Source organism: Arthrobacter sp. Edens01, from assembly GCF_001307035.1.
In the GTDB taxonomy this organism is placed as follows: Bacteria; Actinomycetota; Actinomycetes; order Actinomycetales; family Micrococcaceae; genus Arthrobacter_B.
The window spans coordinates 696,878-722,172 of the sequence record NZ_LKIU01000002.1 but is presented as its reverse complement, the minus strand read 5'-3'; the positions used below and the strand labels follow the sequence as shown (position 1 = coordinate 722,172).

The following is a 25,295-nucleotide window of genomic DNA, read 5'->3' as shown; positions in this document are numbered from 1 at the left end:
CACCATGACACCAACTCCCGCGCTCCAGCCTGTCACTGAAGGCTGGCCGGCCCCCACCCCTGGCCGCCCCGTTTCCGGGGTGGCCAGGGTCCCCGGCTCCAAATCCCTGACCAACCGCTACCTTGTGCTCGCCGCCCTGGCGGACGGGCCTTCGAGGCTCCGCGCTCCGCTGCATTCACGGGACTCCGCACTGATGATGGCTGCACTCCGGTCACTGGGTGCGACGATTACCGAGGCTCCGGGCTCAGGCCCGTTCGGTCCGGACCTGCTGGTGGAGCCGATTCCGGCCGCGGCCTCCGGGGACGCCGCAGTTGACTGCGGACTCGCCGGCACGGTGATGCGCTTCGTCCCGCCCCTGGCTGCGCTCCGCTCTGGAACAACAGGCTTCGACGGTGATCCCCATGCGCGGCTGCGGCCCATGGGCGCCACCATTGATGCCCTGCGAGGACTCGGTATCACTGTCGACGACGATGGCCGCGGTGCGCTGCCTTTCACTGTCACCGGCCGAGGGGAAGTACCCGGCGGACGGCTGGAGATCGACGCCGGTGCCTCCTCACAATTCGTCTCGGCCCTGCTCCTGGCAGGAGCACGCTTCACCGAGGGCCTGCACCTGGTCCACACCGGTGAGAACGTTCCCAGCCTGGACCACATCGCCATGACCGTGCAGGTGCTGCGCCAGTGCGGAGTCGCCGTGGATGATTCAACCGCCAGCGAATGGCGTGTTGCGCCCGGCGCCATTAGGGCCTTCGACGTCGAAATCGAACCCGATCTGTCCAACGCCGGGCCCTTCCTCGCTGCAGCAGTCGCAACCGGAGGAAGCGTCAGCATTCCCGGGTGGCCTGCGAAGACCACCCAGGTGGGCGACAAGTGGAGGCAGATCCTGCCGCAGATGGGCGCCACGGCTGAGCTGTCCGACGGCGTACTGACCGTTACGGGCACCGGGAGAATCCGCGGGGGCGTCTTTGCGGACACCAGCGAACTCGCCCCGACGGTCGCTGCGCTGTGCGCGCTGGCCGATTCGCCGTCGGTCCTTACGGGCATAGCCCACCTCCGCGGCCATGAAACAGACCGCCTCGCGGCCCTGAAGACCGAGATCAACTCTCTGGGCGGAGCGGTGTCGGAAACCGCTGACGGACTGCGGATCGAGCCTGCACCGCTGCACGGCGGCATGTTCGGCACTTATGCCGACCACCGCATGGCCACCGCCGGGGCCATTCTCGGCCTGGTGGTTCCCGGCGTCATCGTTGAGGACATCGCGGCTACCTCCAAGACCATGCCGGAGTTCGCTGAGCTCTGGACCGCCTTGGTGACCGGCGCCGCTCCCGGCGCGGAGGAAGGCTAGCTGTGGCACGGGGTACGGCAGGCTGGGATGAATCCGACGTCCGCATCCGTCCCAACAAAAAGGGCTCCCGTCCCCGGACCAAGGACCGGCCTGCCCATGAAGATGCCGTTACCGGGCGGATCATCACCGTGGACCGCGGACGCTACACCGCGATCGTGGACGAGGACACTCCCCGGGAACGGATCGTCACGGCTGCCCGGGCGCGGGAACTGCGCCGGACCCCCGTGGTCGCCGGAGACCTCGTCGGCCTCGTCGGAGATGTCAGCGGGTCACCGGACAGCCTCGCCCGGCTGGTTAAGGTGAACGAGCGCGCCACCCTGCTGCGCCGCTCCGCAGACGATACCGACCCGGTGGAACGGGTAGTGGTGGCCAACGCGGACCAGCTGGTGATTGTGGTGGCTGCTGCCAACCCCGAGCCGCGCACAGGCTTCATCGACCGCGCCCTCGTGGCTGCCTACGACGCCGGCATCTCTCCCCTGCTGTGCATCACCAAGGCAGACCTGAAGGACCCGTCCGAGCTGCTGGCCAACTATGAGCACCTGGACCTGGAAGTGCTCATCAGCCGGACCGCGGACGCAGAGGACGCGGGCATCGACTCTGAATCCGACGACGGCCTCTCGGCCCGGCTGGCTGGCGGCGCAGTCGCAGCCCTGCACGAACACCTGCTCGGCAAGGTGAGCGTGCTGGTGGGCCACTCCGGCGTCGGAAAGTCCACACTCGTCAACGCCCTGACCGGTTCCCGGCGGGCAACCGGCGGCGTCAACGCTGTTACCGGCCGCGGCCGGCACACTTCTTCTTCGGCCCTGGCGCTCAAGGTGCAGGATGCCCCGGCAGGCAGCTGGATCATTGATACACCGGGCATCCGGTCCTTCGGACTGGCCCATGTGGACCCGGACCGTATCCTCAGTGCCTTCCCGGACCTGGAGCCGGGAACCGAAGCCTGCGAACGCGGCTGCCGCCATGACGACGACGCCGTGAACTGCGGGCTGGATCCCTGGGTTGAGTCCGGCAGCGCCGGCGCGGCCGGACCGGCACGCCTGGCCTCTTTGCGGCGCCTGCTGGGCTCTGGCGGACTGCGCACCGAGAACCGTGCCCAGGCCAAGGAACTCGGAACCCAGTAAGCGGAGAATCCGCAGCCTCCACAGCCGGCACACGCCGTTTACCTGCGTAAACGTGGGCAGTGTCCCGGCATTAGCGATAAGTTGAAGTATGCCGTTCGTTCAGAACTACAACGATGATCTGCGTCTCGCCCATGTAATGGCCGACTCCGTGGACGACCAGACCATGTCCAGGTTCAAGGCCCAGGACCTCCGCATCGAGACCAAGCCGGACCTGACTCCGGTCACGGACGCAGACAAGGCTGCCGAAGACGCCATCCGCGGCCAGCTTTCCCGGGCACGGCCGCGTGACGCCGTGCTGGGCGAGGAATTCGGTTCCACCGGTTCCGGGCCGCGCCGCTGGATCATCGATCCGATCGACGGCACCAAGAACTTCGTACGCGGCGTTCCGGTCTGGGCCACGCTCATCGCCCTGGTGGACGACGGCGTTCCGGTAGTCGGTCTCGTCAGTGCGCCGGCGCTGGGCAAGCGGTGGTGGGCAGCCACCGGCACAGGAGCCTACATGGGACGTTCACTGGCCTCCGCTACGCGCCTGAAGGTCTCCAATGTCTCCAGCCTGGATGATGCCTCCATGTCCTATTCCAGCCTCACCGGGTGGAAGCAGCGCGGGAACCTCGACGAGTTCCTGGGCCTGACCGAGTCCGTCTGGCGCACTCGCGCCTACGGGGACTTCTGGTCCTACTGCATGGTTGCCGAAGGAGCCGTGGACATTGCCTGCGAACCTGAGCTGAACCTTTACGACATGGCTGCACTGGTTCCGATCGTCACCGAAGCCGGCGGGCGCTTCACCTCCCTGGAAGGCGAGGACGGACCGTTCGGCGGCAATGCCCTGGCTACCAACGGCACGCTTCACAACGAAGTGCTGCAGCGTCTCAACCCCGATCTCGACGACCTCTTCTAGGACTCCAAGTGGCTTCCAGCGGACCCAAGCTTGACGGTCTGCGCCGCCGGCAGCTGGGCGGCAGCTACCGCACCGGCGCCGAACACTATGACCGGATCCGTCCCGGCTACCCGGCGGAAGCGGTGGACTGGCTCTTTGGCGTTCCGTCCCTTGCCGAACGCCCTGCCGCGTCCATATCGGTGGCGGACGTCGGCGCGGGAACGGGAAAATACACTGCGGCTCTTCTTTCCGCAGGTTTCCGGGTCCATGCCGTGGAACCTTCCGCGGACATGCTCGCCCAGCTCTCCCGGACTCTGCCGGATGTCCCTGTCACGGAGGGAACGGCCGAGCACACAGGGCTTCCGGATACTTCGTTTGACGCCGTGACCGTAGCCCAGGCCTGGCACTGGTGCGATCCGGCTGCCGCCTCCGCGGAGTTCGCCCGGATCCTCACCCCGGACGGCTTCGCCGGCCTGGTCTGGAACCAGCTGGACGTGAACGTGCCCTGGGTCCACCGGTTTTCCCGGATCATCCATGCCGGGGACGTCCTGCGCCCGGGATTCCGTCCGGAGCTGGGACCGCAGCTGCAGCTGCAGGAATTCCACACCACCTCGTGGTCCGTTGCCATGACTCCCGAAGACCTCGCTGAGCTGGCCAAGTCCCGCGCCTACTACCTGTCCGCGTCTGAATCCACCCGCGCCAAGGTCCTGGCCAACCTCTCCTGGTACCTCTACGAGCATCTTGGACACGCACCGGGACAAGAACTGCAGCTGCCCTACCTCACCTTCACCTGGCGTGCTGTGCGGGCCTAGGAAGATCAGCCAGGCTACTTGGCACGGCCCCCTCCCGGGGGTACCCGGCCCTGTCCTAGACTGAACGAAGGGCGGGCAGCTCCCGGATCGGCAACCAGGGGAATGCATGGCTACATTTGGCATTGAGGAAGAGTTCCTGCTGGTGGACCCGGCTACGGGCCTTCCCACGCCGCGGGCCGAGGAAATGTCGAGGGCGCTGGCAGCGCAGCCGGCCTTTCCCGCCACGGATCCTCCTGTTCCCGTTGGGCAGTCGGAATTCCTCGCCTGCCAGCTCGAAACCTCCACCATTATCTGCGACACCCTGGACGACGCTGCAGTGTCGCTGCTCGGCGCCCGCACCGCCATAGCCGCCGCGGCCGCTTCAACCGGCATCGGCGTCGTGCCTTCCGGTGCTGCTCCCCGAATTGCGGATACTCCCGCCGAAGTCACGGGCACCGAACGCTACCGCGCCATGGGTAAGCTCACCGGTGCCGTGGCCGGGGAGCATTACGTCAACGGGACCCACATCCACGTTGCGGTTCCTGGCCGCGACAGCGGGATCAATGCCCTGAACAAGCTCCGTCCGTGGCTCTCCACACTGGCAGCCCTAGCCGGCAACTCTCCCTTCTGGCGGGGACTTGACACTGACTTCTCCAGCTGGCGCCTGATCCATTACCGCCGCTGGTCTGTGCAGGGCTGCCCGCCCGAGTTTGCCGATGCGTCAGATTACGACCGCAGGCTTGCCCGGCTCCTTGGCTCTGACGCGGTCCTGGATTCCGGCCATATTGGCTGGGCTGCGCGACTGTCCGAGCACTACCCCACAGTTGAGGTGCGAGTGGGAGATGCGCAGCTGGAGGCAGCCGACTCCGTCCTCCTCGCAGCCGTGGTCCGCGGACTGGTCCTAAGCAACTCCGCTGCGCCCGATTCGCATCCGGACCCGGAGCTGCTCGATGCCGGACTGTGGCAGGCCGCCCGGTACGGACTTGGCGGACGGCTGATGGGAGTACTTGGTGACTCCTCCGCGGCCGCCGAGCAGGTCGATGCGCTCGTTGATCACATCCGTCCGGTTCTGGACGAGAACGGCGATCTTGCCTACGTGCTGGCAGGTGTGCAGCGAATGCTTACCGAAGGGACAGGCGCCGTACGCCAGCGTGCCGCCTACGCTGCCGGGGGCTGGAACGGCCTGACCGGGTTGTATGAGTCGGCGCTGACCGCAGGCTCCTAGGCACGCAACAAAACCTCAGCAAGCTTCTCATTTGGCTTCGGAGCACCCTTCGGCCCTAGTCTTTTTGAGGAAGTGCTGCGGGTGGATGCCTGCGGCCGTGGAATATGTGGAGGGATGCATGGCGACACTGGGCATCGAGGAAGAGTACCTGCTGCTGGACCCGGTTTCCGGGCTCCCGGTGCACAAGGCGGAGGAGGTTGCAGGCTATCTGCACCGTTCGCCGCGGGTGACCGACGGCGAAATCCAGCGTGAACTGCTCAGCTGCCAGATCGAGACCGCTACCCCGGTCTCTGCCACGCTGACTGAGGCGGAAGAGTACCTGCTGAACTTCCGAAGCCAGCTTGAAGCCGCTGCACGAAAGACCGCCGTCGTAGCGTCAGGAACGGCCTCTGCGCCGTTCATAGAAGACCATTACCCGGAGCTGACGGACAAGGAACGCTACCGGGAGCTGCGGGACAGCGCACCCGGGATCGTGGGAGACCAGTTCGTCAACGGACTCCACGTCCATGTTTCGATTCCGGATCGCGAGGCCGGCGTGCAGGCGCTGAACCGGATCCGCGAGTGGCTGCCTGCCATCGTGGCACTGAGCTGCAACTCTCCCTATTGGCTGGGGCGGGACAGCGGTTTTGGCAGCTGGCGCGTGGTCCACTACCGCCGCTGGCCGGTGCAGGGCTGCCCTCCCACCTTCAAGGACGCGGCAGACTACGAACGGCGCGTGGCGCAGCTGGTGTCCACCGGGGCGATTATTGACCGCGGCGTACTGACCTGGATGGCGCGGTTGTCGGATTCATATCCCACCCTGGAGGTCCGGGCAGGCGATGCCCAGCTGCGCGCGCGGGACTCGGTGCTGATCGCGGCCCTGGTCCGCGGACTGGTGAGCACAGCGGTCGAGGAAGCAGGCCGGGGAATCGACCGCCCGGTACCCGAAGCCGAACTGCTTGACGCCGCCATGTGGCAGGCTGCCCGCGAGGGGTTGACCGGCCACCTGGTGGATCCCGTCAGTGCCAAACTGGTACCGGCGCAGGACCGCGTCCAGGCCCTGCTGGACTTCGTTGCCGAGGCGCTTGACGCCGAGAATGACACCGAATGGGTTCACGCCGGGCTGCAGGACGTCCGGGAATCCGGCACCGGAGCCGAGCGGCAGCGGCGTGCCATGGCTGAGGGAGGAACGGCCCGGCTGCTGGGGCTTTACGGCACCACTCTGACCGGAGAGTAGCGGCTGGAGAACACGGCGCCTAGGGAAGCCCGCTGATGTCCATCACCCGGGCTTCCCAGGGCCCCAGTGTTGTCTTCTGCCGGCCGGTGCCGTAATTGCTGAGGATCAGCTCACCCTTCTGCAGGTCCTCCGGCACGGCCAGGTCCCGGTTAGAGAGGTTGCCCATCACCGCCAGATTCATCTCGCCCAGGCTTCGGCGGAAGGCGAAGAGGGCCGGATGATTGGCATGGAGCAGCTGGAAGTCGCCGGTCGCGATCACCGGCAGCTCATGGCGCAGACGGATCAGCTGCTGGTAGTAGCGGAAGATGGATTTCGGTGCGGCCAGATCCTGTTCAACGTTGATTTCTGAATACCTCGGGCCCAGCCCGATCCAGGGCACACCCTCCGTAAACCCTGCCCCCGGCCCAGGAGTCCACTGCATGGGTGTCCTGGCGTTGTCGCGGCTGGCATGTCCCAGGATCTCCAGGACAGTCTCAGGGTTCATCCCGCGGGCGGTCGAATCCGCGTAGTAGTTCAGTGATTCGACGTCCCGGTACTGGTCAATGCTGGTGAAACCGGCGTTCGTCATGCCGATCTCTTCCCCTTGGTAGATAAACGGCGTTCCCCGCTGCATATGCAGCAGGGTCGCCCACAAAGTGGCTGACTCATACCGGAATGCACCGTCATTTCCGTACCGGGAAACGTGGCGGGGCTGATCGTGGTTGCTCAGGTACAGGCTGTTCCAGCCCCGTTCGGCCAAACCGCGCTGCCAGCGGTTCCAACTGGTCTTCAGGTCCCGGAGATTGACCGGACGCGGATCCCACTTGCCGCCCGGACCGTGGTCCAGGTTCACGTGCTCGAACTGGAACAGCATGTCCAGTTCATTCCGGTAGGGGTCCGTGAAGAGCCGGGCTTCCTCGACCGTTGCTCCGGTGGTTTCCCCGACAACCAGATAATCCTCGCTGCGGTGTGCGAAGACCGCGCGCATCATCTCCTGCACGAACTCATGCACCCGCGGGCCGGAGGTGAAGAAAGGAGAACCGTCTCCCCATACGCCGCCGAACTGGATCATGCTGTCAGGGAAGCGCTGGTCCTTTGAGATGTAGTTCACGGCGTCCATCCGGAAACCGTCGATCCCCCTGTCCATCCACCAGTTCATCATGGTGTAGATCCGGTTGCGGACGCGGGTACTCGCCCAGTTCAGGTCCGGTTGGTGACGGGAAAAGATGTGCAGGTAGTACTGCTGGGTCGGCTCATGCCACGTCCACGCGGATCCGCCGAACAAGGATCCCCAGTTGTTGGGTTCCGCGCCGGGCTCTCCACCGCGGAACCCCCGGCGCGGATCACGCCAGTAGTAGGAATCGCGGGAGACATTGTCGCGGGAGGAAATGGACCTTTTGAAGGCCTCGTGGTCAGTGGAGGTGTGGTTGATAACCAGGTCCATAATCATCTTCATCCCGCGCGCATGAACCTCGGCAAGCAAACGGTCGAATTCCTCTTCGGTGCCGAACACCGCATCAACTCTCCGGTAGTTGCTGATGTCGTACCCGTTGTCCCGCTGGGGAGACTGATGGATGGGAGAGAGCCAAAGAACGTCAACTCCGAGTTCCCGCAGGTAATCCAGCCGCCTGATGATGCCCGTCAGGTCGCCGATGCCGTCACCCGTGGTGTCCTGGAAACTGCGCGGATAGATCTGGTAGACCACCGCGTTGGTCCACCATGCCGGGCGGGAGAGGTCCCTCATTCAGGCTCCTGGGTCGGCGGTCCGAGCGTGCCGCAGACCCGAGTCTACGGCTGTGGAACGCCGCGGGACAGAGACGGCGGGCAGACTTGGGCGGCAGAGGGCCCCCTGGGCCCTGTTCCCTTGCCGACGGTGGCCGGGGCTGGCTAGCGTGGCACCTACTCTAACCGTCCGTGTGCCCGGCACACGCCGTTTAGTGCCTGGATCCCAACTGTTTGGAGTATCTGCCATGGCAACACTTACCGTATGGAAATTCCCCGACGCAGACGCTGCTGAAAGGGCGACACAGACCCTCGCCAGCCTCGAGTCCCAGAACCTCATCAACGTACAGGATGAGGCAATCGTCACCTGGCCGCGGGACAAGAAGAAGCCCCGGACCATTCAGGAACACAATATGGCCGGCGCCGGCGCCCTGGGCGGCGGCTTCTGGGGGCTGCTGTTTGGCCTGATCTTCTTCATCCCGCTTATCGGCGCGGCTGTCGGCGCTGCCATCGGAGCCCTGTCCGGTTCCATGGTGGACGTTGGCATCGATGACAATTTCATCAAGCAGATTAGGCAGGAAGTTACGCCGGGGACCTCAGCCCTGTTCGTGCTCTCCTCCGACGCTGTTGAGGACCGTGTCCTTGATGCCTTTAAGGACAGCTTCCCGGGCGCTTCACTGATCGCCACGAACCTCTCCAAGGATCAGGAAGCGAATCTGCGGAAGGCGTTCGCCGAGGCGGACTAATACCCGCCAGGTTTTCGGGGCGGACAAACGGCAGGGCACGACGGCGGGAAACCGCCGTCGTGCCCTGCCGTATCGTTTAACTGATGATTACTCGACGCCAAGCAGCCCAGTACCTTGATATTCCGCTCGAAATGGCTGCCAAGCACGGCATCCCGGCGCGGCTGGAACAGGCCGAGCTCAACGAGCTCGACGCCAACCCCCCGGCCTGGCTGGTGCAGTCGCGCGCCAACCGCACCGGCAAGCGTCCGGTCTGGGTTCAGCTGGAGTGTGAGGTCTGCGGCTTCCGCGAAACAGCCAGGCCCAAAAAGTGGTGGCCTGAGTTTTCGTTTGTAGCCTGTGAGGACCACCGTGCCTGCGAACTCCCCGCAGTTCCCGAAGGAAGCGTGCGCAGTGAATATGAGGGCGTCGGCTCCCGCTTCACCGGAATCGTCGATGTTCCGGTGAGCGGCGCGAACTAGTTTCCTAGCGGCCCGTGGCGGCCAGTCCGGTGCGGGCCATGGCGTCCTTGTAGACGATCCGCATTTCCGCCAGAGATTCCTGCTGGCGTTCCTCGGTGGCGCCGAACGAACGTCCTTCTGCCGAGCGGGCCTTGTAAACCTTGAAGCTGCGTCGGTAAATCATCCGGTTCTCAGTCTTCAGGAAGGCTGCCGCGAGCCGCTGGGCTTCGGTGCCGTGGGCCACGATCACCGAGACGCGCGGAACCAGTGCGAGGAACCGCAGCAGGGGTTTCAGGCCCTCGGCGACTTCTTCCTTGGTGAGCTTGGTGTGCGGCTCGCCCGGGGTGTACCAGGGGTGGACGTTCCACGGCATCACGTACTTGGGCTGAAGGCCCACCTGCCAGTGCACGCCGAGGAGGCGGGTGACGGCTTCGTCGCTGCCTGCCGTGATGAAGCCCGACGGGTGGGCGGCACCGTTGTTGGAGAACAGGCTGACTATCCGTGCCTCGTCCACGTCATGCTGCGGATCAATGTAGGGAACTTCGCTACCGGGCTTCAGGTCAGCAAGGGTGTCGCACAGCTGGTTGACCTCAGCGACGTTAGGTTCGTAGCGGCGGTCAAACAGGGACAGCGCGCTGGAATCTGCGGGAGTTTCTGCGGGGGTTTCCGTGAGGGTATCAACGGGGGTTTCTGCGGACGTTTCAGCGGGGGCGGACTGCATGGGGGTGGCGCTTCTCCTACGGTATTGCGTGTCTTCCCTCCGCGGGGCGTGGGGGCACGTCGCAGCGTTCCGGACTCACGCGGGGAGCGTGAAGTACGGAGCAGCAGGTCAGTGGTGGGTGCGGTGGAAAGGGGCGCCTCCGCACTGGAAGCCGGACACTGCTGTGGGGCAGGGCGGCGGGCGAAGGGCTTCTTCCAAGCTTACCAAGGGCTGGCCGGGGCCGGTGCCAGGGAGCTGCGCCGGACGGTTCGCCAGCGGCGGCCGTCAGTTGGGAACGGCTGGCGGCCCGGGGCGGGCTGGGTCTGACATGGGTAGTTCTGCCCATCGACTTCCGGCGGGAGATGCAGCAGCGTCTGCAGTAACGATGATGTCCGTCATCTCCAGGGGGAACATGCGCGGACCTCGGGTCTCTTGCAGGATATCTGGAGCGGCTCGATGCCGTAGAGGGAAAACCCGAGCAGCAGAAGGTCTCCTTTTACTGGCAGGGCACCGATCTTCCCATCGAGCTGCACCACAACCTCACCAGCAGTTACAACGAGAACGGCGGGCCCCTGCTCGCTGCATTCGACCATGCCCTGGACTTGGAAGTTCCGCAGGATACGCGCAGCACCTGCATTGGCTACAGTGCCGGTGGCTCCCTGCTCGGGACCGCAGAGCGGGAGGGGCTGACGGCGTCGAACATCCTTTATGTCGCCCCGGCAGGCTCCGGACACGAAGTCTCCAGTCCCAGCGACACAGCCAGCCCGGACGCCAACCGGTACTGGATCCAGACCAGGGACGATCCGATTTCAGTGGCGCAGGTAGGAGGCGGCGGTTTCCACAGCGGTTCATTCTGGACCGGCGGCAGCCCCAAAACGCAAATGGGTGCCGTGCGGCTGGAATCCGGTTTTGTGGATCCGAAGAAACCGGATTCCCTCATGCGCGGGCACACGGACTATTTTGCCGAGGGGTCGACCTCCGCGGCCAACATCCAAGCGGTGATCAATGGAAACCGTGTGAGCATGTACGTTGAAGAAGTGTTCCACTACGGATTTGGCTACGCCTATTCGGAGAGTCCCATTGAAGAACGACCGGAAGACTACGCCAACATGAAGCTGCAGACCGTGACCACAGAGAGTCTTGAAAAGTGACGCCCCGACGTTCGGCTGCCGCAATGGCCGGAGCCATGATCTTCGCCGTATCCCTGGGAGGCTGTGCCTTGAACACCGAAACACCCCCTGATTCTGCCGCTGCGCAGGAGTCACCGGACTATCTCACGCAGTTTGAGGAGCTGCTGCCTGCGATGGTGGAGCAGGCCGGGGCCGGACTCCAGATCGAGGACCTGAGGGAGGAATCCTGCCTGCGCCCGGAGATTGAGGAACAGCAGCTCGAGACCAGATGGCTCGGTAAGGCGTCGAGCCCCGTAGCCGATACCGAAACAGCCAACACCGTGTTGGACCGCATAGGAGCATGGCTGGACGAGGAAGGCTGGGAACGCCAGAACGAGGTCTCCTATCCGCCCGAAGAAGGCGGCGACGTGCGGGTCCTCATGTCTCAAGGACAGCATCGGTGTCACAGCTACGTATAGCCAAAGCGAGCGTGCGTGGGTGGAAATCCTGCTGACATCCAGCTGCCGGGAAAACCCTCCGGAACACCAGATGCAGCGCTCCGAGCTGGATCCGGATTACGGCATCTCCAGCCAGTACTACCAGGACGGGGAGCAGGCTCCAGCCCGTTAGTTCCACAGGCGGTGCAAAGCATCCGGAACACAAAAAGCACCCCGGCCGGAAGGCCGAGGTGCTTTTCAATGGTGGAGATGGGGGGAATTGAACCCCCGTCCGATGTCGTGTTGTCAGGGCTTCTCCGGGCGCAGTTCACGTCGGATTTTCTCGGCCCCAGCCATCATGTGAACAAGTGGCTGATCCGGGCCCAGCCGTCTAAAAGTCCCGAGCACTCCAACGGCAAGAGTACTCAGCAGTGGCCCTCTAAATGACGCCAGGATCCGGGACGAGAGCATTCCCGGTCTGACGGACTATGCCCGCTGCTTAGGCAGCGAGAGCGAAGTCAGTGCGCTTAGAATCGGCACTTATTGGTTTGCAGAGAGCGTTTACGAGATAACCCTGCATCCTCGGCCCGCTTCACCTGTCGCGACTAACATCGTCGAAACCTGTCATCCCCGTATTCAGTTACCAAACTGATTTGTCCGCCCGCAACCGGCCGGACCGTTAACTATAACGCATAAGCGCTAGAACGTCAGGCCGAACACCGTGACCGGCGCTCCCCACAGCACCAGCACCAGCGCGGAGAGCAGTACGAACAGGACCGAGAGGATCGCCAGTGCAGTCATGCCGGCGAACTTGCGGCGGAACGCCCAGGTGAACAGCAGACCGTTGGCGGCCAGCAGCACAGGCGAAACCCAGACGAGCAGCTGGGCCAGGTACACGTAGAAGACCACGAAGAAGGGGACCACCACCAGGATGACCACCGGAACAACTGCAAGGACAATCAGCAGGTCAACAGCTGCGATGACCCAGGCCCAGGCCGGCTTGCGCGTCTCTGCGGCAGCCTCTTCCTCGGTCTGCGGTTCCCAGAAGGTACCGCTCATTCCTATGCTCCGCGGTTCTTGGCCCGCATTTCGCGCAGCGCCTCACGGTTGTCCTGCTTCTCCCGCAGGGTCTGGCGCTTGTCATAGTCACGCTTGCCGCGTGCGACGGCGATCTCCACCTTGGCGCGTCCGTCCAGGAAGTAGAGCTGCAGCGGAACAATCGTGAAGCCGGACTCCCGGATCTTCTGCGCGATCTTGTCCAGCTGCTCGCGGTGCAGCAGCAGCTTCCGGCGCCGGCGTGCGGCATGGTTGGTCCAGCTGCCGTTGAGGTACTCCGGAATGTAGACCGCTTCCAGCCACAGTTCGTCGTTGTAAAACGTGGCAAAGCCATCCACCAGCGACGCCCGGCCCTCTCGCAGGGATTTCACCTCGGTGCCCATTAGCACCATCCCGGCCTCGTAGGTATCGAGGATTTCGTAGTTGTGCCGGGCCTTGCGGTTGGTGGCCACAACTTTTCGGCCACTTTCTTTCGGCACGGTTCAACTCTCCTTTATTGCTCGATGAAGTTCGCTTCGCGCGTTCCGGGTATTCCCGGACGCGAAACACCCATTCTAGGCCCTAGAGCAATCCCATGGGATTCACGAGCTGTCCGTTGAGCATCGTCTCGAAGTGCAGGTGGCAGCCGGTCGAGTTTCCGGTGGTGCCAACGTAGCCAATGAGCTGGCCGGCATTGACCCACTGTCCTGCCGAAACCACCCTGCTGCTCAAGTGGTAGTAGTTCGTAGCCAGGGCAGATGTTCCGATGACGCCGTGGTTCAGCACAATCCGGTTGCCGGTGCCGATCATTTCTCCGCCGCCCGTATCCGAACGCCAGACTTCGCCGGACGCCGGAGCGTAGACGGGGGTCCCGCACTGGGCTCCGAAGTCGATTCCCGAGTGGAGGTAGCCGCCGGTGCCGGAGAAATCGATGGTGCCTGCCGGCGTCGCGCGCCAGCCAAAGCCTGAGGTCAGCGGGGCACTGACCGGGTAGCGCAGCCCAAACGCCGACGGGTTGGTCGGCTGCACGGTCTGTGGCGGCGGTGCCGGCTGGTTGTTGCGGGCGGCCTCTTCCGCGGCCCTGCGGTTGGCCTCGGCAATCCGTGCTTCCTCGGCGCGGCGTGCTTCCTCGAGAAGGATCCGCTGGCGCTCGGCAATCTCAGCCTGGACGGCTGCCTGTTCGGACTGGATGGATGCCAGCTTTGCCTGGATGACCGGCTTCTTGGCCTCGAGTTCGCCGTTGAGGGCTTCGGCACTGGCAATGAGGCCGTCGACCTTCTCCTTCTCAGCCGCGGCTTCGTCCCGGGCTGTCTGCTCAGCCTTGAGCGCTTCCTCGGCCTGTGCCTTAAGCGAGGAGATCTCTTCCTCCACCGCGGTCAGGCGGGCTTCGGAGTTAACGTTGGTAGCTGCCTGCTGGGAGAGGCGTTCGACGGCGGCGTTCTGCCCGCGCAGGGCCTGTCCGGCCATGCCCATCGAATCGGTCAGGGAGTCGGCGCCGTCTGCCCCGAACATCAGGGTGAGGCTGGAAGGCACTCCCCCGCTTTTGTATGCCTGGCTGGCGATCTGCCCAATAACCTTCTGGGTTTCGTCGAGTGCCTTGCGGTCTTCTTCGATCTGCGCGGCGATCTTGTTGCGGCTTTCCTGCGCGAGTGCCACCCGGTCCGTGAGCGCACCGACCTTTGCTGAAGCCGAGCTCACACGGCCTTCGGCCTCGGACAGGACAGCCTGTGCGGCGGGCAGTTCTTCGTTCTGGTAGATATTCAGCTGGGCTACGGTCTGGGCGATGTCCGCGTCCAGGTATTCGTATTCTTCCTGGACCCGCTGCTGCTCTGCTTCCAGGGCATTCTTGCGGTCGTTCAGTTCGTCCGCCCTTGCAGCAGGGTTTACGGAGATAAAGGCGAGCACCAGGGCGAGCAGCACAGCGGCTGCCGTGGCAGCGGTTTTCCGCACAGCATCAAACGGCACGGCCGCTGCGTTCCGCGGCAGCGAGCGGCGGCTATCCATTGGCGAGACTATCCATGAAACGTTCTGCTTTCCTTTGACCCGTGCCCACACTCTAAACCTTGATATACCGTCTGAGCGTCAGCAGCGATGACACCCCCGCCAGTAATGTACCCAATATGAGCAGTATGGGGCTCAAAAGAAGTACTTCACGTGCGGAAATGAACGCAGTTGCGGGATACTGGCGGGCCAGCATCCCGATGAAGAAGTGTGCCACGGCCCAGAGGGTTCCGGAAGCGAGGACCGCGCCAATGAGCGCAGCAATCACGCCTTCGAGCACAAACGGCAGCTGGATGACGGCCTTCGACGCTCCGACCAGGCGCATGATGCCGGTTTCCCGGCGCCGGCTGAAGGCGGAGAGCCTAATGGTGGTGGCGATCAGGAGGATCGCGCAGACCAGCATCAGCACAGCGATGATCAATGCCACCAGGGACGCGATATTCATAAAGGAGAAGACCTTTTCCAGCAGTTCACGCTGGTCGCTCACGGATTCCACACCGGGCATCGAGGAGAAGGCCTCGTTAATGACTTCGTACTTCTCCGGGTCCACGAGGGAGACGCGGAAAGTTTCCGGCAGCTGGTCCGCGGTCACGCTGTCCACAATGGGGGAATTCGCGAACTGTTCGCGGAAGTGGCCCAGGGCGGTTGCCTGGTCTTCGAAATGCACTGTGTCGATGTACTGCTCGAACTCCGCAGAGTTCAGCTTCGTCTCGATAGCGCTGCGCTGTTCATCCGTAACCGCGCCGGAGGCACAGGACGGAGAGACATCATTGTCCACGCAGAGGAAGACGGCTACCTGCACACGGTCGTACCAGTAGCCCTTCATCTGGTTGATCTGCATTTGCAGCAGGCCGGCGGCACCCACGAAAGTCAGGGACACAAAGGTGACCAGGATGACGGAGACCACCATGGACAGGTTGCGGCGGATGCCTGAGCCGATCTCGCCCAGGACGAAGGCCATCCTCATTCGGAGACCTCCGATCCGGCCGGGCTGCCCTGTCTCAAAGCATCGCCGGCCGCCGCGTCGTTGGAGTCAGCCGCCGGGTTTTCAGTGCCTGCAGCCGGAACCACGGGCTGCATGGCAGTAGCCAGGTAGATTCCCTCGCGTTCGTCACGGACAACCTTGCCGTTGCGCAGTTCAATGACACGCTTGCGCATTGCGTTGACGATGTCATGGTCGTGGGTGGCCATCACCACGGTGGTGCCGTTCTGGTTAATCCGGTCCAGGACCTTCATGATGCCCAGCGAGGTGGTGGGATCGAGGTTGCCGGTGGGCTCGTCTGCCAGGAGGATTCCCGGGCGGTTCACAATGGCGCGGGCAATGGCCACGCGCTGCTGCTCTCCGCCGGAGAGTTCGTGGGGCAGGCGGTTGTCCTTGCCTTCCAGCCCGACGGTCTTCAGCACCTCGGGTACGGAGTCCCTGATTACCGCACGGCTGCGGCCGATCACCTGCATGGCGAAGGCTACGTTGGCGAAGACTGTTTTGTTGGGCAGCAGGCGGAAATCCTGGAACACGACGCCGATGCCCCGGCGCAGCCGCGGCACGCGCCAGCTGGGAATCTTGGCCACGTTGGAACCCGCCACGTACACGGTTCCGCGTGTGGCGTGCTCTTCCTTGAGTACAAGGCGGATGAGCGTGGATTTGCCCGAGCCGGACGCGCCCACCAGAAACACGAATTCACCGCGGTCCACGTCCAGGCTGACCGAGTTCAAGGCTGGCCTGGAGTTCCGGTCATAGACCTTGGTGACGTTGTCGAAAGTGATCATTGCTGTTTCATGCCCTCGCGTAACAGCCGGAACGGCAAGGGCCTTTGAGCTTGGGAGCAGGGAACCGGCCTTCTGACTATAGCCAGCAGACCCAGCCGCCCGGCTGAGCACCCAGTGGTGTGTCGCCGGATGGCCGGACCGGTGCAGGCAGCGCCTCAGCCGCCGGGGGCCTCCTCCGCCGGCATTCGCAGTGCGGCTGCCTCACCTGCAAGGACCGCAGCGACGAGGTCCGCAATCCCAAACTGGTGTATCTGCTCAGCGTGCGCTCCACCCGCCGTCCATGGTGTAGGAAGCAGCGGTAACCATACCGGCGCCCGCTCCGGCCAACCAGGCAGCGAGGGATGCGACTTCCTCCGGCTCCACCAGGCGTTTGACAGCGGACTCGGTGAGCATGATTGAAGAGACCACTTCGTCGGGGGGAATCGAATGGATCCGGGCCTGGTCTGCGATCTGTGCTTCCACCAGCGGGGTGCGCACATAGGCGGGGTTGATGCAGTTTGACGTCACGCCGTGCGGTCCGCCTTCCAGAGCTGCCACCTTGCTCAACCCCTCGAGCGCGTGCTTGGCACTCACGTAGGCGCTCTTGAAGGCAGAGGCACGCAGTCCGTGGACGGAAGAGATGTTGATGATCCGGCCAAAACCCCGTTCGTACATGCCCGGCAGCGCCGCGCGCATCAACAGGAACGGCGATTCAACCATCAGCCGGTGGATCAGGCGGAAGGTGTCCGGGTCGAAGTCCTGAATGGGATTGATCCGCTGAATCCCCGCGTTGTTGACTAGGATGTCCGTCTTAAGCGACAGTTCCTCCAAGGAACGGGTATCGCTCAGGTCCACCGTCCACGCGGTTCCGCCCGTGTCAGCGGCGACCCGTTCAGCGGCTTCTCCGTTGACGTCCGCCACCACCACCTTCGCGCCAAGGGCAGCGAACATTCGGGCACAGGCCTCGCCAATTCCTGATCCTCCCCCGGTTACCACCGCCCGCCGGCCGTCCAGGTCCGCCGGAAGAAACGCCTCCGTGCTCATGCTTTGCCTCCCTTTCCCGGTACCTCGGGCACCAGTCCACGTTCGATAAAGCGCATCATTTCCTTGATCCAGCTTCAGGTATATCCGGCGCAGTCTCCGCCGGAACGGACGGCGCGCCGTAAGATCCGCCGCACGACCATCGAAAAAGACCCGAAACTCGGCGGGCACGCAAAAGCCCGGATCCCACTGGGATCCGGGCTTTTGTATTTGGCGGCGCGGGTCTCGCTCTATTTGCGGGCGGAAACGCTTCCGTTGGCGCGCCAGCGGATGCCTGCATCGATGAAGTCATCGATCTCACCGTCGAATACCGCCGATGTATTTCCCACCTCGTGTTCTGTGCGCAGATCCTTGACCATCTGGTACGGATTCAGCACGTAGGAACGCATCTGGTCACCCCAGGATGCCTTGACGTCCCCGGCGAAGGCCTTCTTCTCGGCGTCTTCCTGCTCCTTCTTCAGCAGCAGGAGGCGGGACTGGAGAACCCGCATGGCGGCCGCGCGGTTCTGGAGCTGCGACTTCTCGTTCTGCATGGAGACCACGGTTCCGGTGGGGATGTGTGTCAGGCGCACCGCCGAGTCGGTGGTGTTCACGGACTGGCCGCCCGGGCCGGAAGAGCGGAACACATCCACGCGGATTTCGTTGTCCGGGATGTCGATGTGGTCGGTGGCCTCAATCAGCGGAATGACCTCCACGGCAGCGAACGAGGTCTGGCGGCGTCCCTGGTTGTCGAACGGGCTGATGCGCACAAGCCGGTGCGTTCCGGCTTCCACCACCAGGGTGCCGAAGGCATAAGGGGCCTTGACCTCGAAGGTGGCAGACTTGAGGCCGGCCTCTTCGGCGTAGGAGGTGTCCAGGACCTGTGTGGGGTAGCCGTGGCGCTCAGCCCAGCGTAGGTACATGCGCAGGAGCATGTCGGCGAAATCGGCTGCGTCCACTCCGCCGGCGCCGGCGCGAATGGTTACCACGGCTTCACGTTCGTCGTATTCACCGGAGAGCAGGGTGACCACTTCCAGCTCGGAGAGGGCCTTGCGCAGTGACTGCAATTCCTTGGCTGCCTCTTCCTTGCTGTCGGCATCGGACTCGTCCTGGGCGAGTTCCACCAGGACTTCAAGGTCGTCGATCCGGGCCTCGAGCTTCTGCAGCCGTTCCAGCGCGCTCTGGCGGTGCGAGAGCTTGGACGTGATCTTCTGCGCAGCGTCCGGGTCATCCCATAGGTTGGGTTCACCGGCCATCTCGCTCAGTTCGGCAATGTCCTCCTTCATCGCCGCAACGTCGGAGACGTCCTCGATGGAGGCGAACGTGGAGCGGAGAGCGCGGATTTCTGCGGGAAAATCGATTTCAGCCATGGTGATTACAGACTACGCCATGGCCCGGTTTCCCCCGTCTGGTTAAGACCCGGACCCAGGATTCAGACCGGCGGCACGCCGGGAAATGACAGTGGGCGTGCCGGTGCCCGGGAGTACATTAAGTGGTGTCAGAACCGGAAAGGAGCCCGTCATTTCAATGAACGCCACTTCCGCCTCCCGGCAGTCTCCCTCTGATGTCCGCCATCCCGAGCGTGGCCGAAGGTATGGCCGTGAGGAGCTCGAGGAACTGGCTGAGCAGGGCGATCCCTGGGCATTGGGCAAGCTTGACGACTGGGACCAGTTCGACGCCGCTGACTACATCGGGTCCGGCCGGGACCGCTGCCCCGACCCGGACTGCGACCTTTACGGCGAACGGGTGACGCTTTGCTATGCCGATGACGGCACCCTGCTGGAGATCGACCACGGGGATTGGAGCCACTACCCGTCCCGGACGCAGGCGAAGGCCTCCTAACCCATCGGGCTCAGCCTTATGCCCGGTACGTGAGTGCCGCAGCTAGCGCGTCAGCCGCGCCCGGGCGTCACTCTCAGCGGTAATCGGGATGCCGCCGGGAACCAGAACGTTCACGATCGGCGGGTGGACGACGGCGACCAGGACCACCCTCGCTGTCCGGCCATCCGGTGTCCCGGTCTCGGGCGAGATCTGCAGTCCGTGAATGCGCTCACCCGCCCGGCTTTCCTGCAGGTAACGCTCCACTTCGGAAACAACCCGGGAGGTTTCCAGCGCGGCCGCCGGCACGCCTGCGCCGCTCCCCTGCACCTGTGCCAGTGAGAACGTGTCTGCCGCTGCGAGCGCGGCGCCGTCGGCTGCGGAGAGAAGCTTCTTGTGCCCCAGATAGACCGACGATGCACCGGCAACCACAGTGATTACCAGCAGGGCGAGCAGCACGTACCCGATGATGAGCACCCCCACCTGACCGGAGTCACCGCCGTCGTGCACTACCTCGTGTGAGTCAGATGCACTCATCCGAACCTCTCAACGGTTTGCATGGACGTTGAATCCACCCGCACCGGTGCCAGGTTCATGCCCGGCATGGCGCCCACAACAGGGAGCGGTACGTCCAGTGCCGCAGTGACCGTCACGGTTGAGCCGGGTGCGCTGCATTCCGGGCTGCAGGAAATTTGTAATTCAAGTCCATTCGGGTCGAAGCCAAAGTCAGACAGGGCAAGTTCGGCAGCGGCCCTTGCCTGCGACTCCGGTGCAGTTCCGGCAGGAGCCGCTGCGTAGATTTTCGCGGCATGGTCGGCTGCGCCGACCACAGCATAGGCTGCTCCCTGGACCTGGCCCACGGCAACTATGAGGTAAACCAGCGGTACCAGCAGGAGCACGCCGAGGAAGACGAATTCGACGGCGGCGCTGCCGTCCTCGCCACCGGATTTCGCCGCATGCTTCAGCCGGTCAGTCAGGCCAGTAAGCATGTCCGGCCACCTCCATTCCCCCTCTCGGACCAATCAGTCCTATCAGCGGAAGCGGTGCACGCACCCTCATCTGCAGCATGGGCGCACCGGGCTCCCCCGTCCGGGAGTAGCTGATGTCCTGGGCGAACCCTTCGGACAGTGACCCCGAGATAAGCTGCCGTGTCCGCTCAAGTCCGTCCTGCGGGCTTCGGTCGGCCAGGGTTCCATACCGCGCACCTGATGCCGCAGCATCGATGAGCGTATTGCGGACATGCAGAACCAGCGCGAGCTGCACGATCGCGACGACGATAACGGTCAGCAGGGCGCCAACCATGACGAAGTCAACGACCGCCGACCCGTCCTCGCGTTCGGACCGGGCTTTACTGCCGGACCTGGTCAATGGCTGAATTGAAGAGGTCGACGAGCGCAGTCCGCGCAACTACGAGAATGGCTGCCACGAGAACCGCCGACATCAGCGTGATCATGACCCATCCGGGCACGTCTCCGCGTTCCCTCTCGGAGGCACGCGGATGCAGGGCGGCCGTGAGCCTCACCAGGAGACTGGCTGCTACGAAGGCCGGCAGGTGACGAAGGGCAGTTAGCGACTTCATTGGGGTCCTCTCTTCGATGGTGAACGGAATCAGGGTTGCGGTCTTTGCAGGCATCCTCATAGGCCGATGCTGAGCAGGGAAAGTCCCGGGAAGATGGCGAAGAGGACGGTAAGCGGCAGGACGCCGAAGACCAGCGGCACCATCATGGCGATCTCCTTCTTTCCTGCCTCTTCCATGAGTTCACGCTTGGCCATGTCCCGGACATCCTGGGCCTGGGCCCGGAGAACGTCCGCCAGTGGCGTGCCACGCTCGATAGCGACCGAGACCCCGTCCACGAATCTGGACAATGGGGCCAGCTGGGTGCGCTTGGACAGGTTGCGCAGGGCCGTCAGCAATGGTGCGCCGGAACGGGTTTCGGCCAACGCATGCCCGAACTCCCGGGCCAGTTCGCCTCGGGACGTACGCGCGACACGTTCCAGCGCACCGCCGGCGCTCTCCCCTGCCCCAACAGCCAACGCCATCATTTCTGCCATGCTGGGAAACTCTGTAAGCATCACTGCTTCCCGCCGGCGGACTTCCCTGGTCAGGAGATAGTCCCTAAGGAGGAAGCCGAGTAGCCCTGATGTGAGAGCCAGAAGCGCAACAGCCGGAACAGAAATGAGCGCGTTGGCCGCCAGCCAGACTGCAGCTGCCCCGCCTATAAGGAGGCCCGCTCCGGCAAACAGCAGCTGTCCCGAACGGAACTCCAGGACGGTCATGCGGTTGCCCGCACGGTCCAGCCGTCGCTGCAGCGCCGAATTAGCGGGATTGATGCGGGCGAGCTTGTGCACCAGCTCCTGAAGTACGGGCCGGAAAACCCGCTGCAGCGGACCGAACGGCGTGGTGTCCGCGGGCTCGAGCAGCCGAGATCCATGCGTTACGGAGCGCAGCTGCGGTGCGATCCGGTCGGCAAAGGAAGCGGGCCGGAGGAAGGGAAGCCGGGTGACGGTCAGCCAAAGCCCCATGCCGAGGCCAGTTCCCACCAGCACGGCGGCCGGCCACAGCCCGCTCACCGCAGTACCCGCTTTTCCGCGGGCAGCGCACCAATGCGCAGCATCAATCGGTAGCAGCCAACCGACATCACCATTCCCGTGGCTAGAACTGCAGCCCCGGCCGCGGAGTTGTATGCTTCAACGGCCTCCGGCGTGGTCGACATCAGCACCAGCACCAGCCAAGGTGCAGCTACAGCCAGCCGGGCCGCGTTAATTGTCCATGACTGCCGTGCCAGCAGTTCGCTGCGGGTCCGCGCGTTCTCGCGCAGGAATTCCCCCAGAGTGCCGAGCAGCCTCCCCAGATCGGATCCGCCCACCTGCCGGGTGAGGCGCAGGGATTCCACGATCCGGTCTCCGACTGGATCTGCCAATCGCTCCTTCAGGTTGTCGAGTGCTTCTTCAAACGAGCCGCCGGAGCGGTAGTCTGCCCCGAATTCCCGAAATGGTGTACGAAGCTCCGCCGGCCCGTTCTCCCCGAGTTGAATGAGCGCCTCCGGCAGCGACAGTCCAGCGCGGATAGCCGAACGTAAGTGGTCCACAGCATCCGGCCAGAGCTCCATCAGGGAGGCGCTGCGTCTGTGGGCCTGCCAGCGGACTGCGCTCACCGGCACGGCGCTGGCAAAGACACCGAAACAAGCGGCGATGGGGAGGGAACCTGTCAGCACCCAGCCGGTCAGGAGGACAAGGACGCCCAGGAGGACGCTGCTTGCAACCAGGCCGGCGGGAGTCACGCGTCTAATGCCGGACGCGCTGAGCATCTCCGCGAGCCGGCCTGCACGCCGCAGCTTGGGCGGGCGTTCCGGAAGTGCCCAGCAGGACCACCAGACTAAGAACAGGCCAATTCCAAGAGTCAGTCCCGCAACGGTCGTCATGCTGCCGGCTCCAGCAGTTCGGCCAGGTTCATTCCGGCGCGGGCAAACTTGTCCGGAGATGGAAGCGCAGACGGGGAAGCTTCCAAACGGCCATCGACACGCTGAAAGACGAGCGTGGATTCTATAACCCCGTTTTCCACCCTTCGCCCCAAAGCCAGGATTTCAGTGACTTCCCGTCGCCCGGCAGGAGTCCGGACACAATGGACCACCAGGTCTATGCAGGAGGCCACGGTGGGAACAACGAAGGAACTGGAAATGTTGGCCCCCGCCAACAGAGGCAGCGTAGAGATCTTCGTGACGGCGTCGTGCGCGCTGTTGGCGTGAACCGTGCACATGCCGGGAAGGCCGGAATTCAATGCAATCAACATGTCCAGGCTCTCGGCTTCCCGAACCTCACCCACAATCAGCCTGTCAGGCCGCATCCGAAGGGCTTCCTTAACCAGGCGCCGCAGCGGAATTTCGCCGGTTCCTTCCAGGTTGGCCTGCCTGCACTGCAGCCCCACGACGTCGCGCAGGGGAAGCTGCAGTTCGAAGATCTCCTCCACCGTGACGACGCGTTCCCGGGCGCCGATGGATGCGGCAAGGCAATTCAGAAGCGTCGTTTTACCGGCCTGGGTTGCCCCGGAGACAAGGATGTTCAATCCGCCTGACACCGCCGCGGAAAGAAAGCGTGCAGCCTGGGGGGTCAGTGTTCCCAGCTCGACGAGATGTTCGAGGCGGCTGGCCCGGACTATGAATTTGCGGATATTGACGGCCCAGTGCTTCCGGGTCACATCAGGGATGACAACGTGAAGCCGTGAACCGTCCGGCAGGGCCGCATCGACGAACGGTGACGAGAGGTCCAGGCGTCTGCCGGAGGATTTCAGCATGCGTTCCACCAGGTCCCGCACCTGCTCCGATGTCAGGTTCAGGGGTGTGAGTTCGGATCTTCCGTCTCTGGCCGCATAAACCTCACCTGGGGAGTTAATCCAGATCTCCTCGACCGTCGGATCATCAAGCAGGGGCTGCAGGGCTCCGAATCCGGCGACGGCGTCGAAAACCTGCTTCCTGGCTCTATCAAGCTGTCCCAGTGCGGGCAGGGTGCCGAGCAGTGACCGCTGGTCGTAGTCCTGGACGGCCGCCTCCACCAGCCGCCGCACTTCTCCGGCTTGGCGGGCGGGGTCCAGCCCGCGTACGCGGATGAGCTCCCTGACCTCATCCTCGACAATACGCACAGCGTCCATTGGGCTCCCCCGGTTTATCCTCCCCGGCCTTCGGCTGAGGCGGCAACGAGACTATTTCTGCAGGCCAGTGCAGCCATGCGGGAGAGGATAGGTGATTTCCTTGATCGTGGCGAGAGTGCAATTGCGCGGTTGGGGAAAACCGTTGCCAGCGACAACTGCCTAGCACTGAAGGGAGGACGCTGCTCGGGGCGCTGAGCAAATCCTGCGTACCAGGGGCCAATGGAGCAGATTCCCTTGCCGGAACGATAAGGCAACACCTAGCGTCGTAGACCCGGTTATTCCGTTCGGCGGTGACTAGATTGCCTGGCCGCAGCCGCCAACCGCAGGAGCTGGTGCAGGGTGATGGATGCGGTGGATGTCCTCCTCCCCTATTTTGGAGATCCAGGACTGCTCCAGACGGCAGTCCGGAGTGTGCAGGAGCAGGACTATGAAAACTGGCGGCTGATTATCGTAGACGACGCGTATCCAAGCAAAGAGCCAATAGCGTGGGCCGCATCGCTGCAGGACCCCCGGATCACGTATGTCAGGAACCAGGAGAACCTGGGCGCGAACCGGAATTTCCAGAAAGCCCTGGGTATGGCCGAATCGCCCATCGTCGTGATGATGGGCGCAGACGACGTCATGCTGGCCGGTTACCTGAAGTCCGTAACGGCAGCCATGGCCGCCCATCCCATTGCTTCAGTCGTGCAGCCGGGCGTGCAGGTCATAGATGAGAACGGCCGCCGGACCTGGACCCTCACGGATGCTGTCAAACAGCTGACGCAGCCGGGCTTCCGCAGGACCGTGAACGCCATCTCCGGCGAAACCATGGCATGCAGCCTGCTCCATTCGGGCTGGCACTACTTTCCGTCGCTCGCATGGCGGAGGGACAGCATTCAGATGCACGGCTTCAACCCGGAATACGACGTTGTACAGGATCTCGCGCTCCTGCTGGACATAGCGGCGGCTGGCGGAAGCCTCCTCATAGTGAACGACGTTGTCTTCCAATACCGGCGGCACAAGGCCTCGGATTCCTCCGTCCGTGCGGTGGATGGAAGGAGATTCGCCGAGGAGAGACGGTTCTTCAAGAATGAAGCCAGGAGGTTTCGGGCACTGGGATGGCCCCATGCATCTTGGGCGGCGAAGCTGCACTGGACGTCCAGGCTCCACGCCCTGGTCGTTCTGCTGCAAAATACGCGCAAGGTTGACCGCCGCACGGCATTAATGCTCGCCCGCCATGCGTTCACGTGAGAATCCCATGCTCTGTCACGGTGGTCCTGTGCCGTAAGACTTCTCGCCGCTCCGTGCCACACCAGCACCAATAATCACATGGGTCACATGTCAGAGAT

General features: G+C 63.8%; 29 protein-coding genes and 1 other RNA gene. 13 read left to right on the top strand and 17 right to left on the bottom strand.

Features of this window, described 5'->3' with window-relative positions; all coding sequences use genetic code 11:
* Positions 1-4 precede the first annotated feature (4 nt).
* The 6 genes from aroA (at position 5) to AO716_RS03755 (ending at position 6,572) form a co-directional block, all read left to right on the top strand.
* Positions 5-1,342 carry a 3-phosphoshikimate 1-carboxyvinyltransferase gene (gene aroA, locus AO716_RS03780; protein ID WP_055239590.1) on the top strand — a complete coding sequence of 446 codons (1,338 nt, stop codon included), beginning with the start codon at positions 5-7 and terminating at the stop codon, positions 1,340-1,342.
* A 2-nt stretch (positions 1,343-1,344) separates the two neighbouring features.
* Positions 1,345-2,463, top strand: coding sequence for a ribosome small subunit-dependent GTPase A (locus tag AO716_RS03775; RefSeq protein ID WP_055239589.1), 1,119 nt, complete (start codon positions 1,345-1,347; stop codon positions 2,461-2,463).
* Positions 2,464-2,551: 88 nt separating this feature from the next.
* The gene (hisN, locus tag AO716_RS03770) at positions 2,552-3,361 is read left to right on the top strand and encodes a histidinol-phosphatase (RefSeq protein WP_055239588.1); all 810 of its coding nucleotides are present in this window, start codon (positions 2,552-2,554) and stop codon (positions 3,359-3,361) included.
* An 8-nt stretch (positions 3,362-3,369) separates the two neighbouring features.
* Positions 3,370-4,152 (top strand): class I SAM-dependent methyltransferase, encoded by a 783-nt coding sequence (locus AO716_RS03765; RefSeq protein ID WP_055239587.1) that lies wholly within the window; start codon positions 3,370-3,372, stop codon positions 4,150-4,152.
* Positions 4,153-4,258: 106 nt separating this feature from the next.
* Positions 4,259-5,356 (top strand): YbdK family carboxylate-amine ligase, encoded by a 1,098-nt coding sequence (locus AO716_RS03760; protein WP_055239586.1) that lies wholly within the window; start codon positions 4,259-4,261, stop codon positions 5,354-5,356.
* A 118-nt stretch (positions 5,357-5,474) separates the two neighbouring features.
* On the top strand, positions 5,475-6,572 hold the full coding sequence (locus AO716_RS03755; protein WP_055239763.1) for a glutamate--cysteine ligase: 1,098 nt from the start codon (positions 5,475-5,477) through the stop codon (positions 6,570-6,572).
* Positions 6,573-6,591: 19 nt separating this feature from the next.
* Here the strand turns inward: AO716_RS03755 and AO716_RS03750 are convergent, their stop codons facing one another.
* Complete coding sequence (locus AO716_RS03750) at positions 6,592-8,295, bottom strand: alpha-glucosidase (RefSeq protein ID WP_055239585.1); 1,704 nt, start codon at positions 8,293-8,295, stop codon at positions 6,592-6,594.
* Between the two features lie 226 nt (positions 8,296-8,521).
* On the opposite strand from AO716_RS03750, the gene AO716_RS03745 reads away from it, so the two are divergent.
* Positions 8,522-9,019, top strand: a complete 498-nt coding sequence (locus AO716_RS03745) for a DUF1269 domain-containing protein (RefSeq protein WP_055239584.1) — start codon at positions 8,522-8,524, stop codon at positions 9,017-9,019.
* An 83-nt stretch (positions 9,020-9,102) separates the two neighbouring features.
* On the top strand, positions 9,103-9,477 hold the full coding sequence (locus tag AO716_RS03740; protein ID WP_055239583.1) for a hypothetical protein: 375 nt from the start codon (positions 9,103-9,105) through the stop codon (positions 9,475-9,477).
* A 4-nt stretch (positions 9,478-9,481) separates the two neighbouring features.
* On the opposite strand, the gene AO716_RS03735 is transcribed toward AO716_RS03740, so the two are convergent.
* On the bottom strand, positions 9,482-10,177 hold the full coding sequence (locus AO716_RS03735; RefSeq protein ID WP_235471985.1) for a uracil-DNA glycosylase: 696 nt from the start codon (positions 10,175-10,177) through the stop codon (positions 9,482-9,484).
* A gap of 581 nt (positions 10,178-10,758) precedes the next feature.
* Between AO716_RS03735 and AO716_RS03725 the strand changes: the two genes are divergently transcribed.
* Genes AO716_RS03725 through AO716_RS17810 form a run of 3 tightly spaced genes read left to right on the top strand, consistent with a single transcriptional unit; the run spans position 10,759 to position 11,895 of the window.
* A complete protein-coding gene (locus AO716_RS03725) occupies positions 10,759-11,307 on the top strand; it encodes a hypothetical protein (protein WP_055239581.1) in 549 nt (182 codons plus the stop codon).
* Positions 11,304-11,744 carry a hypothetical protein gene (locus tag AO716_RS03720; protein ID WP_152969841.1) on the top strand — a complete coding sequence of 147 codons (441 nt, stop codon included), beginning with the start codon at positions 11,304-11,306 and terminating at the stop codon, positions 11,742-11,744. Before AO716_RS03725 ends, AO716_RS03720 begins: the two co-directional genes overlap by 4 nt.
* Positions 11,745-11,763: 19 nt before the next feature.
* The gene (locus AO716_RS17810) at positions 11,764-11,895 is read left to right on the top strand and encodes a hypothetical protein (protein WP_268753548.1); all 132 of its coding nucleotides are present in this window, start codon (positions 11,764-11,766) and stop codon (positions 11,893-11,895) included.
* Positions 11,896-11,964: 69 nt separating this feature from the next.
* Here the strand turns inward: AO716_RS17810 and ssrA are convergent.
* From ssrA to prfB, 8 genes are all read right to left on the bottom strand, one after another.
* Positions 11,965-12,334: a transfer-messenger RNA gene (ssrA, locus tag AO716_RS16920) on the bottom strand.
* A 67-nt stretch (positions 12,335-12,401) separates the two neighbouring features.
* Positions 12,402-12,761 carry a hypothetical protein gene (locus AO716_RS03710; RefSeq protein WP_055239578.1) on the bottom strand — a complete coding sequence of 120 codons (360 nt, stop codon included), beginning with the start codon at positions 12,759-12,761 and terminating at the stop codon, positions 12,402-12,404.
* A 2-nt stretch (positions 12,762-12,763) separates the two neighbouring features.
* Positions 12,764-13,237 carry an SsrA-binding protein SmpB gene (gene smpB, locus AO716_RS03705; protein ID WP_055239577.1) on the bottom strand — a complete coding sequence of 158 codons (474 nt, stop codon included), beginning with the start codon at positions 13,235-13,237 and terminating at the stop codon, positions 12,764-12,766.
* 82 nt (positions 13,238-13,319) lie between these two features.
* Complete coding sequence (locus tag AO716_RS03700; RefSeq protein ID WP_055239576.1) at positions 13,320-14,741, bottom strand: M23 family metallopeptidase; 1,422 nt, start codon at positions 14,739-14,741, stop codon at positions 13,320-13,322.
* A 52-nt stretch (positions 14,742-14,793) separates the two neighbouring features.
* Positions 14,794-15,705, bottom strand: coding sequence for a permease-like cell division protein FtsX (ftsX, locus tag AO716_RS03695; protein ID WP_055239575.1), 912 nt, complete (start codon positions 15,703-15,705; stop codon positions 14,794-14,796).
* Positions 15,702-16,505, bottom strand: coding sequence for a cell division ATP-binding protein FtsE (gene ftsE / locus AO716_RS03690; RefSeq protein WP_055239574.1), 804 nt, complete (start codon positions 16,503-16,505; stop codon positions 15,702-15,704). The genes ftsX and ftsE overlap by 4 nt, the downstream gene beginning before the upstream one ends.
* Positions 16,506-16,760: 255 nt before the next feature.
* Positions 16,761-17,528, bottom strand: coding sequence for an SDR family oxidoreductase (locus AO716_RS03685; RefSeq protein ID WP_055239573.1), 768 nt, complete (start codon positions 17,526-17,528; stop codon positions 16,761-16,763).
* A gap of 227 nt (positions 17,529-17,755) precedes the next feature.
* On the bottom strand, positions 17,756-18,874 hold the full coding sequence (gene prfB, locus AO716_RS03680) for a peptide chain release factor 2 (protein WP_055239572.1): 1,119 nt from the start codon (positions 18,872-18,874) through the stop codon (positions 17,756-17,758).
* Between the two features lie 157 nt (positions 18,875-19,031).
* Here prfB and AO716_RS03675 point away from each other — a divergent pair, with 157 nt between their 5' ends.
* A complete protein-coding gene (locus AO716_RS03675; RefSeq protein ID WP_055239571.1) occupies positions 19,032-19,346 on the top strand; it encodes a hypothetical protein in 315 nt (104 codons plus the stop codon).
* Between the two features lie 42 nt (positions 19,347-19,388).
* Here AO716_RS03675 and AO716_RS03670 read toward each other — a convergent pair whose 3' ends face one another.
* The 7 genes from AO716_RS03670 to AO716_RS03640 are packed head-to-tail and all read right to left on the bottom strand — an operon-like array spanning position 19,389 to position 23,967.
* Positions 19,389-19,859: a pilus assembly protein TadG-related protein gene (locus AO716_RS03670; protein ID WP_152969840.1), complete on the bottom strand. Its 471-nt coding sequence runs from the start codon at positions 19,857-19,859 to the stop codon at positions 19,389-19,391.
* Positions 19,856-20,311 (bottom strand): hypothetical protein, encoded by a 456-nt coding sequence (locus tag AO716_RS03665; RefSeq protein WP_055239570.1) that lies wholly within the window; start codon positions 20,309-20,311, stop codon positions 19,856-19,858. The genes AO716_RS03670 and AO716_RS03665 overlap by 4 nt, the downstream gene beginning before the upstream one ends.
* A complete protein-coding gene (locus tag AO716_RS03660) occupies positions 20,292-20,624 on the bottom strand; it encodes a TadE family protein (protein WP_055239569.1) in 333 nt (110 codons plus the stop codon). The genes AO716_RS03665 and AO716_RS03660 overlap by 20 nt, the downstream gene beginning before the upstream one ends.
* Before the next feature lie 46 nt (positions 20,625-20,670).
* Positions 20,671-20,901, bottom strand: coding sequence for a hypothetical protein (locus AO716_RS03655; RefSeq protein ID WP_055239760.1), 231 nt, complete (start codon positions 20,899-20,901; stop codon positions 20,671-20,673).
* A 56-nt stretch (positions 20,902-20,957) separates the two neighbouring features.
* Complete coding sequence (locus AO716_RS03650) at positions 20,958-21,893, bottom strand: type II secretion system F family protein (protein ID WP_235471984.1); 936 nt, start codon at positions 21,891-21,893, stop codon at positions 20,958-20,960.
* Entirely contained in the window at positions 21,890-22,744 is an 855-nt protein-coding gene (locus AO716_RS03645; RefSeq protein ID WP_055239568.1) for a type II secretion system F family protein, read from the bottom strand. Before AO716_RS03645 ends, AO716_RS03650 begins: the two co-directional genes overlap by 4 nt.
* Positions 22,741-23,967 (bottom strand): CpaF family protein, encoded by a 1,227-nt coding sequence (locus AO716_RS03640; protein ID WP_055239567.1) that lies wholly within the window; start codon positions 23,965-23,967, stop codon positions 22,741-22,743. Before AO716_RS03640 ends, AO716_RS03645 begins: the two co-directional genes overlap by 4 nt.
* 342 nt (positions 23,968-24,309) lie before the next feature.
* Here AO716_RS03640 and AO716_RS03635 point away from each other — a divergent pair, with 342 nt between their 5' ends.
* Entirely contained in the window at positions 24,310-25,197 is an 888-nt protein-coding gene (locus AO716_RS03635; RefSeq protein ID WP_055239566.1) for a glycosyltransferase family 2 protein, read from the top strand.
* Positions 25,198-25,295 lie beyond the last annotated feature (98 nt).

Bases quoted from the DNA above. Each gene is read 5' to 3' on its own strand.
- aroA (WP_055239590.1), top strand. From the start codon at position 5: ATGACACCAACTCCCGCGCTCCAGCCTGTCACTGAAGGCTGGCCGGCC.
- hisN (WP_055239588.1), top strand. From the start codon at position 2,552: ATGCCGTTCGTTCAGAACTACAACGATGATCTGCGTCTCGCCCATGTA.
- AO716_RS03760 (WP_055239586.1), top strand. From the start codon at position 4,259: ATGGCTACATTTGGCATTGAGGAAGAGTTCCTGCTGGTGGACCCGGCT.
- AO716_RS03755 (WP_055239763.1), top strand. From the start codon at position 5,475: ATGGCGACACTGGGCATCGAGGAAGAGTACCTGCTGCTGGACCCGGTT.
- AO716_RS03750 (WP_055239585.1), bottom strand. From the start codon at position 8,295: ATGAGGGACCTCTCCCGCCCGGCATGGTGGACCAACGCGGTGGTCTAC.
- AO716_RS03745 (WP_055239584.1), top strand. From the start codon at position 8,522: ATGGCAACACTTACCGTATGGAAATTCCCCGACGCAGACGCTGCTGAA.
- AO716_RS03740 (WP_055239583.1), top strand. From the start codon at position 9,103: ATGATTACTCGACGCCAAGCAGCCCAGTACCTTGATATTCCGCTCGAA.
- AO716_RS03735 (WP_235471985.1), bottom strand. From the start codon at position 10,177: ATGCAGTCCGCCCCCGCTGAAACGTCCGCAGAAACCCCCGTTGATACC.
- AO716_RS03710 (WP_055239578.1), bottom strand. From the start codon at position 12,761: ATGAGCGGTACCTTCTGGGAACCGCAGACCGAGGAAGAGGCTGCCGCA.
- AO716_RS03700 (WP_055239576.1), bottom strand. From the start codon at position 14,741: ATGGATAGCCGCCGCTCGCTGCCGCGGAACGCAGCGGCCGTGCCGTTT.
- ftsX (WP_055239575.1), bottom strand. From the start codon at position 15,705: ATGAGGATGGCCTTCGTCCTGGGCGAGATCGGCTCAGGCATCCGCCGC.
- ftsE (WP_055239574.1), bottom strand. From the start codon at position 16,505: ATGATCACTTTCGACAACGTCACCAAGGTCTATGACCGGAACTCCAGG.
- AO716_RS03685 (WP_055239573.1), bottom strand. From the start codon at position 17,528: ATGAGCACGGAGGCGTTTCTTCCGGCGGACCTGGACGGCCGGCGGGCG.
- prfB (WP_055239572.1), bottom strand. From the start codon at position 18,874: ATGGCTGAAATCGATTTTCCCGCAGAAATCCGCGCTCTCCGCTCCACG.
- AO716_RS03675 (WP_055239571.1), top strand. From the start codon at position 19,032: ATGAACGCCACTTCCGCCTCCCGGCAGTCTCCCTCTGATGTCCGCCAT.
- AO716_RS03670 (WP_152969840.1), bottom strand. From the start codon at position 19,859: ATGAGTGCATCTGACTCACACGAGGTAGTGCACGACGGCGGTGACTCC.
- AO716_RS03665 (WP_055239570.1), bottom strand. From the start codon at position 20,311: ATGCTTACTGGCCTGACTGACCGGCTGAAGCATGCGGCGAAATCCGGT.
- AO716_RS03660 (WP_055239569.1), bottom strand. From the start codon at position 20,624: ATGGTTGGCGCCCTGCTGACCGTTATCGTCGTCGCGATCGTGCAGCTC.
- AO716_RS03655 (WP_055239760.1), bottom strand. From the start codon at position 20,901: ATGAAGTCGCTAACTGCCCTTCGTCACCTGCCGGCCTTCGTAGCAGCC.
- AO716_RS03645 (WP_055239568.1), bottom strand. From the start codon at position 22,744: ATGACGACCGTTGCGGGACTGACTCTTGGAATTGGCCTGTTCTTAGTC.
- AO716_RS03640 (WP_055239567.1), bottom strand. From the start codon at position 23,967: ATGGACGCTGTGCGTATTGTCGAGGATGAGGTCAGGGAGCTCATCCGC.
- AO716_RS03635 (WP_055239566.1), top strand. From the start codon at position 24,310: ATGGATGCGGTGGATGTCCTCCTCCCCTATTTTGGAGATCCAGGACTG.